Source organism: Neobacillus sp. YIM B06451 (assembly GCF_032667185.1).
GTDB lineage: Bacteria > Bacillota > Bacilli > Bacillales > Cytobacillaceae > Bacillus_D.
Map to the genome: position 1 here is coordinate 1 of NZ_JAVFKJ010000013.1, position 12,954 is coordinate 12,954.

Here is a 12,954-nt window from a genome sequence, read left to right on the forward strand (position 1 = left end):
AACACTTTTACACAAAAATATGGACTTGACTGGATAAGTGACTTTATTTGGGCAAAATTCGAAAAGGAAGTCACTCAAATCGGGATAAGTGACTTTGTATGGGCAAAATTCGAAAAGGAAGTCACTCAAATCGGGATGAGTGACTTTGTTTGGGCAGAACTCGGAAAGGAAGTCACTCAATCCAGGATGAGTGACTTTGTTTTAACAAAATCCAGAAAGGAAGTCACTCAAATCCGGATAAGTGAAATTGTTTGAACAAAACCCAGGAAGGAAGTCACTCAAACCAGGATGATTTCCGGAATCGATACATACTCCTCCCTAAAAGCATACTACCGTCCAAATTGTTTTTTGCCGTGCACCGTGCTACACTTTTTTCAACAACTACCTAAGGATGATCTGCCATGAAAAAGAAGGGCCGCGAGAATATTGTCTTTTTTCCGGATGTGGAAAGGCGGCTTGCAGAAAAAGGAATTGAGGCCTTACAAGAGAAACGGTTTAATGAAGCGATTGCCCTCCTTGAGCAGGGGCGTGAATTGGACCAAACAAATAGCGATATCGCGGCCGCTTTGGTGCTTGCGTATTTTGAAGCGGGAGCATTGAGAAAAGCCAAGTGGCTTTGCAAGGAAATGCTGATGGAAGGGTCCGGAGATTATTTTCAGCTTGTGGAAATGTACCTCACGATCTTAATCCAGTTGCATGAATATCGGGAAATTACGGAAGTCCTTGAAGCGCTATTTGATGAAAGGGAGGTTCCAGCGGAAAAGCGGGAACACTTTTTGACAATCCTGCAATTTTCCAAAAGATTGGCCGACAATGATCCGCTTCCAAGTACCGATTCCGAACTTGAAGACATCGAAGAAGATAGCCTTGAGGAACAAATCCGGCCCGGGGAAATTGATTTGTTTAAGATTCACGATTTAAAGGAACAAGTGAGGATAGCGGGAATATTAGCCGGGCAAAACATTCAACCCTTCCTACCAGAAATTGCCCGGTTCCTGAATGATGAAAAGGGGCATCCCTTCTTCAAAACAATTCTTCTCAATGTGCTTCGGGAGCAGAATATTGACAGCGACATAGAGGTGAAAAAGTTCGGTTTTACAATGGAAGTCAATCCGGTGATTATGCCGGTTCTCCACGGGTTGAAACTGGAGCTCGAAACGGGGAAAATCCTTGCCGAGGAGCTTGAACATCGCGACCCTGTCCTGCTCGAGAATGTCTTAAGCCTGATTCAGCGTTACTACTTTGCTGCTTATCCATTTGAATTGGAGCCGGAGAACCCATCGGCGTGGGCCTCGGCTTTCCATTCCATCGCCTTGTCATATCTAGGGTCCTTGCATGATCTTCAAGGAATGGCCACGATTTATAAGGTGAAGAAAGAGGAGGTAGAGATAGCGATTCAGTGGATCCGAAAAGTGGAGGAAATTTCTTATCCGATAATTTAGCCGCCAGAGTTGAAAGAACAAAATCGTGTGCTATAATGTAATGGTTGCAATATGTAAGCATACAATGTTTTACATAAAAAGTGCGATTCTATCATTGATAAAATAGGAAAAAGATAGCTGGAGGGAACAATATGTCTGCTACATGGGAAAAATTAGAAGGGAACCGTGGGGTTCTTACTGTAGAAGTTGGCGAAGAAAAAGTTAAGGAAGCATTGGACTTCGCTTTTAAAAAGGTTGTAAAAAAAGTGAATGCGCCTGGTTTCCGTAAAGGGAAAATGCCTCGCCCAATTTTTGAAAAAATGTATGGTGTTGAAGCATTGTACCAGGATGCGATTGACTACCTTCTTCCTGAAGCATATTCAAATGCAATCGACGAAACTGGCATCGATCCAATCGACCGTCCTGAAATCGACGTTGAGCAATTTGAAAAAGGATTCAGCTTTATTTTCAAAGCAACTGTTGAAGTAAAGCCGGAAGTGAAGCTTGGCGAATATAAAGGCATCGAAGTGGAAGAATTCGATACAACCGTTACCGATGAAGACGTAAACAAAGAAATCGAAACACTTCAAACTCGCCACTCCGAGCTTGTTGTAAAAGAAGAAGGAACCGCTGAAAACGGCGATACAGTCGTTATCGATTTCAAAGGATTTGTTGATGGCGAAGCCTTCGAAGGCGGAGAAGCTGAAAACTATTCCCTTGAACTTGGTTCAGGCTCCTTCATCCCTGGTTTTGAAGAGCAGCTTGTAGGAGTTGCTACTGGCGAATCCAAGGATGTTGAAGTTTCCTTCCCGGAAGAGTACCATGCTGCTGAGCTTGCTGGAAAGCCTGCAACATTCAAGGTTACAGTCCATGAAATCAAAGCGAAGGAACTTCCTGAGCTTGATGATGAATTTGCAAAAGATGTGGATGACGAGGTTGAAACCCTTGATGAGCTGAAAGCTAAAATCAAGGAACGCCTTGAGCATGACAAGAACCACGAGAAAGAGCATCATGTCCGTGATGCCGTAGTGGAAAAAGCAGCTGCAAACGCAGAAGTTGAAATCCCTGAAGTCATGGTCCGCAATGAAACTGACCGTATGATGCAAGATTTTGAACAGCGCCTGCAAATGCAAGGGATGAACCTTGAGCTGTACTTCCAGTTCTCCGGCCAGGATGAAGAAGCTCTTCGCGAGCAAATGAAAGGCGATGCTGAACAACGTGTTCGCGCAAGCCTTGTCCTTGATGCGATTGCGGAAGCCGAAAAGCTTGAAGTCACTGAAGAAGACATCAATGCTGAGCTTGAAAAAATGGCAGGCATGTACAACATGACTGTGGAAAACATCGTTAATGCACTTGGTGGAACGGAAGGAATCAAATCCGACCTTCAAAAGAACAAAGCTGTCGATTTCCTTATCGAAAACAGCAAAACTGTGTCCAAGTCAGAGTAATAAAAGATAAGAATCATGCACCAGCTTGTTTGCCGGGCCAATGAGCCTGGACAACCTGCTGAGCAGTTTCTGTAAACCATTTATTCTCCCTCCCGGTGTGGAGGTATGAATTGACATGAGGCAAAAGAAAACAAGGCGCGAGTATTCGTGCCTTGTTTTATACAATTTTATGGAAACATACTATAATAAACATATACATAAAAAGAAAATCATTTTTGTCCTTTATATTCAGGCTTAAGCAGCGGGAAAACTGGATAAGCTTAAAGGAGTACATATTTTTACGGAAGACACGGCAGTTGGATAAAAATGGAGAGATTGAATACGGGGTTGCAGAGAGTTATTTGTTTCAGTCAACATACAAAATGTGGTACAATGCAATACATAACGCTACTTTGCTTTTTGGAATTCTCGGACTTTCCATACAAGCTTGCCGGTAGATGCAGCTTTTAATAATGTTAATCCGTTCTTTGAGGGGTGAAAGGTTTGTTCAAATTTAATGATGAAAAAGGGCAATTAAAGTGCTCCTTCTGTGGAAAAACACAGGATCAGGTAAGAAAACTTGTTGCCGGGCCTGGTGTATATATATGTGATGAATGCATCGAATTATGTACTGAAATCGTCGAAGAAGAACTCGGCACCGAGGAAGAAGTTGAATTTAAGGATGTTCCAAAGCCAAGGGAAATCCTCGAAATCCTCGACGAATATGTCATTGGCCAGGAAAAAGCGAAAAAGTCTCTGTCTGTAGCGGTATACAACCATTACAAGCGGATTAACTCCAACAGCAAAATCGATGATGTCGAGCTGTCAAAGAGCAATATTTGTATGATAGGGCCGACAGGAAGCGGGAAAACCCTCCTTGCGCAGACACTCGCACGCATTTTGAACGTACCGTTTGCGATTGCCGATGCGACTTCGCTTACTGAAGCGGGGTATGTTGGTGAGGATGTTGAGAACATTCTCCTGAAATTGATCCAGGCTGCGGACTATGATGTTGAAAAGGCCGAAAAGGGAATCATTTATATCGATGAAATCGATAAGATTGCCCGCAAATCCGAGAACCCATCCATTACACGGGATGTTTCCGGTGAAGGCGTCCAGCAGGCGCTTCTTAAAATTTTGGAAGGCACTGTTGCAAGCGTCCCTCCACAAGGCGGGAGGAAGCATCCGCATCAGGAGTTTATCCAGATCGACACGACCAATATCCTGTTCATCTGCGGTGGAGCATTTGACGGGATTGAACCAATCATTAAACGCCGTCTTGGCCAAAAGGTTATTGGTTTTGGATCCGATGTGAAACAGCAGGAAATCAGCCAAAAAGAACTTCTTTCAAAGGTCCTTCCTGAAGACCTTCTTAAGTTCGGGCTTATCCCTGAATTCATCGGCCGACTTCCGGTCATTGCGAGCCTCGAACAGCTCGATGAGTCAGCGTTGATTGAGATTTTGACAAAACCAAAGAATGCACTTGTGAAGCAGTATCAAAAAATGCTTCAGCTTGATGAAGTTGAACTGGAATTCGAGGATGAGGCCCTTGTTGAGATTGCCAAAAAGGCAATCGAGCGTAAAACAGGCGCGCGCGGACTCCGTTCCATCATCGAGGGCATCATGCTCGATGTCATGTTCGACCTGCCGTCCCGTGATGATATTACAAAATGCATCATTACGAAGGAAACGGTTGCTGATAACAGCATTCCAAAGCTCATTCTTGAAGATGGCACCGTCATCGACGAAGAACGCAATTCTGCCTAAGCGGATACGAATAGAAGCTTAGCCAAGCTGCCCGGAAACTAAATCCGGGCAGCTTTATTTATTTGCGGATAAAACATTTAAAACCGGCTTTTTACCTTCCCCCTACTATTTCGTAAGACGAGTTTCTTGCAATTTTTTGTTTAGTGATTCCATTCAACGGAAATACTATCAAATAGCGGAACTACGTTTTCAGGAGGGAAAAGGATGAGTTGGACCGGAATCGCCCTATTTATACAACTCTTCTTTGGGATTATAATCGGGTTGTATTTTTGGAATTTATTACGAAACCAACGGACCCAGAAAGTCTCAATCGATAAAGAATCACGCAAGGAAATGGAACAGCTAAGGAAGATGAGGGCCATTTCGCTTACGGAGCCGCTCGCCGAAAAGGTTCGGCCGGCAAGCTTTGACGACATCGTTGGCCAAAAGGAAGGAATCAAGGCTCTCAAGGCTGCGCTGTGCGGCCCAAACCCCCAGCATGTCATCATTTATGGTCCTCCAGGGGTCGGAAAGACAGCTGCGGCAAGACTTGTATTGGAAGAGGCCAAAAAGAATTCAAAATCCCCGTTTGAACCATCCTCCGTCTTTGTTGAATTGGATGCGACAACAGCGAGATTTGACGAACGCGGCATAGCAGATCCCCTGATTGGATCCGTCCATGACCCAATATACCAGGGTGCGGGGGCAATGGGCCAGGCCGGTATTCCTCAGCCGAAGCAGGGCGCGGTAACGAATGCCCATGGAGGCGTACTGTTCATTGATGAAATCGGCGAGCTTCACCCTATCCAAATGAACAAGCTCCTCAAAGTGCTTGAGGACAGAAAGGTGTTTCTTGAAAGCGCCTACTATAACGAGGAAAATGGCTCGATCCCAACCCACATTCATGATATTTTTAAAAATGGCCTTCCGGCGGACTTCCGCCTGATTGGGGCAACGACCCGGACGCCGAATGAAATTCCGCCGGCAATCAGGTCGCGCTGTATGGAAGTTTTCTTCAGGGAGCTAAGCCAGGAAGAAATCAATATCGTCGCCAAAAAGGCGGCCGATAAAGTGGGGATGTCCATTCCGGAAACGGGGCTTGAAATCCTTTCGAATTACGCGCGGAATGGGCGCGAGGCCGTCAATATGGTACAAACCGCGGCCGGGCTGGCGATAACGGAAGACCGGAAAGATATCAAAGAAGAAGACATTGAATGGGTTATCCATTCAAGCCAGGCGACACCAAGGATGGAACGAAAAATCAATGATATTCCAGCGATTGGCCTTGTGAACGGCCTTGCTGTTTATGGGCCAAACTCAGGGGCGCTGCTTGAAATTGAAGTAACTGTCATTCCCGCAAAAGAGAAGGGTTCAATTAACATTACGGGCATCGTTGAGGAAGAAAGCATCGGCGGCCAGGGAAAATCCATTCGCAGGAAATCGATGGCGCGCGGCTCAATTGAAAATGTTATTACCGTTCTCAGAACAATGGGAGTCCCGGCGGATGAATACGATATCCACGTCAACTTCCCTGGCGGAATCCCTATTGATGGGCCATCAGCGGGTATTGCGATGGCAACAGGAATTTATTCCGCCATCTATCAGGTTCCGGTGGATAACAAAGTGGCAATGACAGGCGAAATCTCCATCCATGGGAATGTAAAGCCGATTGGCGGTGTTTTTGCCAAAGTGATGGCTGCAAAGAAAGCTGGTGCCAAAACGGCGATCATACCAGCTGAAAATATGCAGTCCATCCTGAAGGAAATTGACGGCATCAAAATTGTGCCGGTCACCCATTTGAGCGAAGTGCTCGAAATTGCGGCCTCCAAAGATGCACCGAAAAATGCAGTAGCTCCTAAAGGGGTTGCCAATATGATCACGGACCTCGGTGAAAGAAACGTCATAACCGCGTCAAATCAGTTATCCAAGAAAGAATCGGTTTAAACGCCCGCGCGTAAGCGTGTTCAGGAGGAAGAACCAACGAACATTAAGCCATGAAAATCATAAACAGAAACTTCGGTTGCATTGCAGGGCCGAAGTTTCTTTTTTCGGAAAAGAACAGACATATTCCAGGCCGGCCATAATAATACTAAGCAATGGGCAGAGCTTTACCAACAAACGGGAGAGGTAACGATATATTAGACACGGTTTACCAAATAAGATAGAATTGTACAAAGACAAATCCTAACTTTAGGATAATTGAATGCATTTTGGAGGTGCAAGGGTAATGGCGGAAACGAATGAAAAAGTCGTCCCCCTTTTGCCGCTTCGGGGTTTGCTGGTTTATCCAACAATGGTACTCCATTTGGATGTAGGCCGGGAGAAATCCGTTCAGGCACTCGAAAAAGCGATGGTTGATGACCATCTGATTTTTTTAACCACTCAAAAGGATATTTCGATAGATGAGCCATCCGAGGATGATCTTTATACCATCGGGACGCTGACAAGGGTTAAGCAGATGCTCAAGCTCCCAAACGGAACAATCCGTGTGTTGGTAGAAGGGCTTAACCGAGCGGAAATTGTGACGTTCGAGGATTTGGACGATCACTTTTCTGTCACTGTGAAACTATTTGAGGACAAGGAAACGAAGGATGTTGAAGACCAGGCTTTGATGAGGACGATGCTGGATTATTTCGAGCAATACATAAAGATGTCAAAAAAAATATCGGCGGAAACATACTCATCTGTCGCTGACATCGAAGAGCCTGGGAGGATGGCGGATATCATTTCTTCCCACTTGCCGCTGAAGCTCAAGGATAAGCAGGAGATCCTTGAAACCATCAATGTAAAGGAACGGATGTCCAAGGTCGTTGATATCATCCACAATGAAAAGGAAGTCCTGAACCTTGAAAAGAAAATCGGCCAGCGCGTGAAGCGGTCGATGGAACGGACCCAGAAGGAATACTATTTGCGAGAGCAAATGAAAGCCATCCAAAAGGAACTGGGAGAAAAAGAGGGCAAGACAGGCGAAATCGCCGAACTGACAGAAAAAATCGAGCTTGCCGGCATGCCGGAAAATGTCAAGGCGACCGCGTTCCGCGAACTCGACCGGTATGAAAAGGTCCCTTCTAGCTCGGCGGAAAGCGCTGTTATCCGCAATTATATCGATTGGCTTGTGGCATTGCCGTGGACGAAGAAAACAGACGATGACCTGGATATCGACCGGGCTGAAAAAATCCTGAATGAGGACCATTACGGCCTGGAAAAGGTCAAGGAGCGGGTGCTGGAGTACCTCGCTGTCCAAAAGCTGACCAATTCCCTAAAAGGTCCGATCCTTTGCCTCGCGGGCCCTCCAGGGGTCGGAAAAACAAGTTTGGCGAGGTCGATTGCACGGTCACTCAACCGCAATTTCATCCGCGTCTCGCTTGGCGGTGTCCGTGATGAATCGGAAATCCGGGGCCATAGAAGGACGTATGTCGGGGCGATGCCAGGCAGGATTATTCAAGGGATGAAAAAAGCGGGAACAACGAATCCTGTATTCCTACTTGATGAAATTGACAAGATGTCGAGCGATTTCCGCGGTGACCCGTCTGCAGCGATGCTAGAGGTGCTAGACCCGGAACAGAACCACAATTTCAGCGACCATTATATTGAAGAACCTTATGACCTTTCAAAAGTGATGTTCATCGCAACGGCGAACAACCTTGCGACCATCCCGGGGCCGCTCCGTGACAGGATGGAGATCATCACGATTGCTGGCTATACAGAAATTGAAAAGGTCCATATTACGAAAGACCATTTGCTTCCAAAACAAATCAAGGAAAACGGCCTATCGAAAGGCACCTTGCAGGTTAGGGAAGACGCCATCCTGAAAACCGTCCGGTATTACACCAGGGAAGCAGGCGTGCGGAGCCTTGAGCGGCAAATGGCGACAATTTGCCGGAAAACGGCGAAAATCATCGTTGCCGGCGAGAAAAAGAAGGTTGTCGTAACGGAAAAGAACCTTGAGGAATTCCTCGGTAAACCAAAATTCCGCTACGGCCAAGCCGAACTTGAGGATCAGGTTGGCGTCGCGACAGGACTCGCCTATACGACGGTTGGCGGCGACACGCTGCAAATCGAGGTTTCCATCTCTCCGGGGAAAGGAAAGCTTGTCTTGACCGGAAAGCTTGGCGATGTGATGAAGGAATCGGCCCAGGCGGCTTTCAGCTACATCCGTTCAAAGGCGGAGGAGCTTGGAATCGAACCGGACTTCCATGAAAAGCATGATATCCATATCCACGTGCCGGAGGGTGCAGTACCAAAAGACGGCCCATCTGCCGGGATTACAATCGCTACGGCTCTTGTTTCAGCGCTTTCAGGGCGTCCGATCCGCCGCGAAGTCGGAATGACAGGCGAAATTACCTTGCGGGGAAGGGTACTTCCTATTGGCGGATTGAAAGAGAAGACGCTAAGCGCCCATCGTGCGGGGCTCACGAAAGTGATTTTACCAAAAGATAACGAAAAAGATATTGATGATATTCCAGAGAGTGTGCGCAATGAAATGCAATTCGTACTTGTTTCCCATGTGGATGAGGTGCTGAAGCACGCGCTGTCGGATGGGGGAAGTGTATGAAAGTAACAAGTGCGGAAATTGTAATAAGCGCGGTGAAGCCGGATCAGTATCCTGATTCGGCTTTGCCGGAGTTTGCGCTTGCCGGCCGTTCGAATGTCGGCAAGTCGTCGTTTATCAATAAAATGCTGAACCGAAGAAGTTTGGCGAGAACATCATCGAAGCCAGGGAAGACGCAGACGCTGAATTTCTACCTTATTAATGAAGAGCTGTTTTTCGTGGATGTGCCTGGGTATGGGTACGCGAAGGTGTCGAAGAAGGAGCGCGAGGCGTGGGGAAAGATGATCGAGACGTATATCACGACACGCGAGCAGCTGAAGGCGGTCGTCCTGATTACGGACTTGCGCCATCCGCCGACTGCCGACGACAGGATGATGTATGACTTCCTGAAGCACCACGGTATCCCATGCATTATTCTAGCGACGAAAGCAGATAAAATTCCGAGGGGAAAATGGCAGAAGCATTTGAAGGTGACAAAGGAAACGCTCGAAGTGGAGAAGGATGACCCAATTGTCCTTTTTTCCTCGGAAACCGGGGAAGGAAAGGACAAGATGTGGGCGCTTTTCCAGGAATATATGGACTGATTCGATTGTAGAATAGTACAGGAAAAGGCCTGGCAGCAAGGATTGGAGAACAACCCTTTTGCCAGGCCTTTTTTAAAAAGACGGCCTTCCTATTAATCTTTTGCCACGACTCCAAAACCGGACTATTTCCTTCTTGCGAATACAAACCAGGCCCCGATTGCGATCAAGAGGACGGGCCAGAATTTCCAGGCGAGCGACATATTGCTCTGGACGACGCCAAGCCAGGCGCCTACTTTGTCCGTGAACAGGAGAAGGATTGTGACCAGAAGGAAAAGGAGCCCGTGAAACAGTCCGATCCCCGTCTTTTGATAGCGAAGCAAAAAGCCAAGGGCGATAATGGCGATGAACGAGCCGATATGGTTCGGCCAAAACGGAACTTTGCCGGCTACATGGAAATGGAGGCCGAATCCGGCGAGGATCGTACCGGGAAGGATGGCGTCATGGTCCCTCGTAAAATAGCCCTGGCATAGGAAGGCAACCCCGACAATAATGAGCAGCGTCGGCCAGGTATAATAGTTTTGAAGGAAGGAAACTCCCGATTGTTGGAGAAAAAAATAAGCCCCGAAACCGATCAGGACAATTCCAGGGAATAATTGCTGGTTCTTCATCGTTCCTACACTCGCTTCCAGTAAGGTTCTCTTGATATATGGCGGTTTATTTGCTAATGTACATAAGGATGGACAAAATAATTTAATGCGTTGGCTGGACTTTCCGCCATAAAGAAAATAGTGGCTAACGAAGCCGCCTACGCTTTTAACGTATCTAGCTCCGGTGGCCAACGCCTAGTGTACTTCGGTCTCCTCCTTACGATAAGTCAACATCGATTCACTACGTTCATAGTGTTTCCTTTATCTCGTTCGGAGCCCTCCAGTCCATACGGCGCTAAACGGCAACCTACGCTTTTATAATATCACACAGTTTCGGTTTCTGTTCACATTTTTCGGGCAAACAGAGAAATAGCCCGTGATATAATCTGAGTAGTTAGTTACGTGATTAAGTTGGGGGTGTTATTAACTAGATGCATATTTTAGTGGTAGGACTCAATTATAAAACCGCCCCAGTTGAAATCCGTGAGCGGCTTACATTTAAACAGGATGAACTTCGGTTGGCGGCCAGGACACTAAAGGGAAAAAAGGCGATCCTCGAGAACGTCATCCTGTCGACGTGCAACCGCACCGAGATTTATGCTGTCGTTGATCAGATTCACACTGGTAGGTACTATATAAAAGAATTTCTTTCCGAGTGGTTCGGGCTTGAACAAAGCGAGTTTACGCCGTTTCTGTTCATTTATGATGGGGACGGGGCTGTTGAACACTTGTTCAATGTCGCTTGCGGCCTGAATTCAATGATTCTTGGCGAAACACAGATACTTGGCCAAGTCCGCTCGAGCTTCCTCCTTTCCCAGGAAGAAGAAACGACCGGAACGGTATTCAACCATCTCTTTAAACAAGCTATTACAGTTGCAAAACGTGGCCATGCTGAAACTGATATCGGTGCGAACGCCGTTTCCGTCAGCTATGCAGCCGTCGAACTTGCAAAAAAAATATTTGGCTCGCTTGAAAACAAGCATGTCCTGATTTTCGGTGCCGGGAAAATGGGTGAGCTTGCCGCCCAGAACCTGCATGGAAACGGGGTTGGCAGCGTCACTGTCATAAACCGGACATTTGAAAAGGCGCAGCAGCTTGCCGGCCGCTTCGGAGGCAGTGCGAAACTGCTATCGGAGCTGCAATGCTCGCTTGTCGAAGCGGATATTGTCATTAGTTCAACCGGTTCGGATAATTTCGTCATTTCGAAGGAAATAATGGAACAGGTTGAAAAGCTGCGCAAGGGCAAACCGCTGTTCATGGTTGACATCGCGGTGCCACGCGACATTGATCCGAGGATTTCCGAATTGAATAATGTCTTTTTATATGACATCGACGACCTTGAAGGCATCGTTGAAGCGAACCTCCAGGAACGCAAAAAAGCGGCTGCCGTCATCATGATGATGATTGAAAAGGAAATTGTCGATTTCAAACAGTGGCTTGGCATGCTAGGCGTCATCCCAGTCATTTCGGCTCTGAGGGAAAAAGCACTTGCAATCCAGGCAGAAACGATGACAAGCATTGAACGCAAGATTCCAAACCTTTCCGACCGGGATAAAAAGGTATTGAACAAGCATACAAAGAGCATAATTAATCAGCTGCTTAAAGATCCGATCCTCCAGGCCAAAGAGCTCGCCGCACGCCCTGATGCCGAAGAGGCGCTGGACTTGTTTATGACAATCTTTGATATTAAAGAGCTTGTCGAAGAGCAACAACAACCGAAAGCAGCCGAAACCAATAAAGGTATGGTTCATGCACCGCAGGCTTCCTTTCAGTCATAAGAGAGGTAATGTCTATGTTTGACATCCATATGACGCGATTGCACGAATTGACGGTTATTGTTTATGCCTTAAGCGTGCTGTTATATTTCTTTGATTTTATCCACCATAACCGGAAGGCGAACCGCATTGCCTTCTGGTTACTTGCATTTGTATGGATATTGCAGACGCTTTTTTTATTTTTATATATGTTGAAGACGGGCCGTTTCCCCGTTCTCACGATAATGGAAGGGCTTTATTTTTATGCATGGGTGCTTGTAACCTTGTCGCTTGTGATCAACCGCCTGCTGAAGATGGATTTCATCGTTTTGTTCACGAATATCCTTGGGTTCATCGTCATGGCAATCCATATCTTCGCACCCATGCAGTATGAGTCGCACGTCATGGGGGAACAGCTCATTTCGGAGCTCCTCTTGATCCATATTACAATGGCGATCCTGTCGTACGGGGCTTTTTCAATGTCATTTGTTTTTTCATTGCTGTATCTGGTCCAGTATGACTTGCTTAAAAGAAAAAAGTGGGGGACAAGGCTCGTCCGGATTGCGGACCTCTCACGGCTTGAGCATTTTTCCTACCTGCATGCGGTCATTGGCGTCCCGATGCTTTTGTTAAGCCTGATCCTTGGTTTGCAGTGGGCGTTTATCAAAGTGCCCGACATGCCATGGTACGATATGAAGGTCATCGGCTCCTTCCTGCTGTTGGCCACCTACAGTGTTTATTTGTATTTGCGGATAGCGAAAAGCATGGCCGGCAAATCGCTGGCTTTATGGAATATCGCTTCCTTCCTGATTGTTTTGATTAACTTCTTCCTTTTTGGAAAATTGTCGTCATTCCACTTTTGGTATTCGTAGACTAGGAGGCT

At 46.6% G+C, this 12,954-nt stretch carries 10 protein-coding genes; 9 read left to right on the top strand and 1 reads right to left on the bottom strand.

Annotation, left to right across the window (positions count from 1 at the left end):
- From RB160_RS18030 to yihA, 7 genes are all read left to right on the top strand, one after another.
- Window positions 1-255, top strand: a 255-nt coding sequence (locus tag RB160_RS18030) for a hypothetical protein (RefSeq protein WP_316571824.1), incomplete at its 5' end; no start/stop codon positions are given.
- Between the two features lie 146 nt (window positions 256-401).
- Window positions 402-1,442: a tetratricopeptide repeat protein gene (locus tag RB160_RS18035; protein WP_316571825.1), complete on the top strand. Its 1,041-nt coding sequence runs from the start codon at window positions 402-404 to the stop codon at window positions 1,440-1,442.
- 131 nt (window positions 1,443-1,573) lie between these two features.
- Window positions 1,574-2,869 carry a trigger factor gene (tig, locus tag RB160_RS18040; protein ID WP_316571826.1) on the top strand — a complete coding sequence of 432 codons (1,296 nt, stop codon included), beginning with the start codon at window positions 1,574-1,576 and terminating at the stop codon, window positions 2,867-2,869.
- Window positions 2,870-3,352: 483 nt separating this feature from the next.
- Window positions 3,353-4,615: an ATP-dependent protease ATP-binding subunit ClpX gene (gene clpX / locus RB160_RS18045; RefSeq protein ID WP_316571827.1), complete on the top strand. Its 1,263-nt coding sequence runs from the start codon at window positions 3,353-3,355 to the stop codon at window positions 4,613-4,615.
- Between the two features lie 204 nt (window positions 4,616-4,819).
- Entirely contained in the window at window positions 4,820-6,538 is a 1,719-nt protein-coding gene (gene lonB / locus RB160_RS18050; protein ID WP_316571828.1) for an ATP-dependent protease LonB, read from the top strand.
- Window positions 6,539-6,821: 283 nt separating this feature from the next.
- On the top strand, window positions 6,822-9,149 hold the full coding sequence (lon, locus tag RB160_RS18055) for an endopeptidase La (protein ID WP_316571829.1): 2,328 nt from the start codon (window positions 6,822-6,824) through the stop codon (window positions 9,147-9,149).
- Entirely contained in the window at window positions 9,146-9,730 is a 585-nt protein-coding gene (gene yihA, locus RB160_RS18060; protein WP_316571830.1) for a ribosome biogenesis GTP-binding protein YihA/YsxC, read from the top strand. The genes lon and yihA overlap by 4 nt, the downstream gene beginning before the upstream one ends.
- 122 nt (window positions 9,731-9,852) lie before the next feature.
- On the opposite strand, the gene RB160_RS18065 is transcribed toward yihA, so the two are convergent.
- Entirely contained in the window at window positions 9,853-10,338 is a 486-nt protein-coding gene (locus tag RB160_RS18065; RefSeq protein ID WP_316571831.1) for a LiaI-LiaF-like domain-containing protein, read from the bottom strand.
- A gap of 410 nt (window positions 10,339-10,748) precedes the next feature.
- Between RB160_RS18065 and hemA the strand changes: the two genes are divergently transcribed.
- Entirely contained in the window at window positions 10,749-12,095 is a 1,347-nt protein-coding gene (hemA, locus tag RB160_RS18070; protein ID WP_316571832.1) for a glutamyl-tRNA reductase, read from the top strand.
- Between the two features lie 14 nt (window positions 12,096-12,109).
- Window positions 12,110-12,943: a cytochrome c biogenesis protein CcsA gene (gene ccsA, locus RB160_RS18075; protein ID WP_316571833.1), complete on the top strand. Its 834-nt coding sequence runs from the start codon at window positions 12,110-12,112 to the stop codon at window positions 12,941-12,943.
- Window positions 12,944-12,954 lie beyond the last annotated feature (11 nt).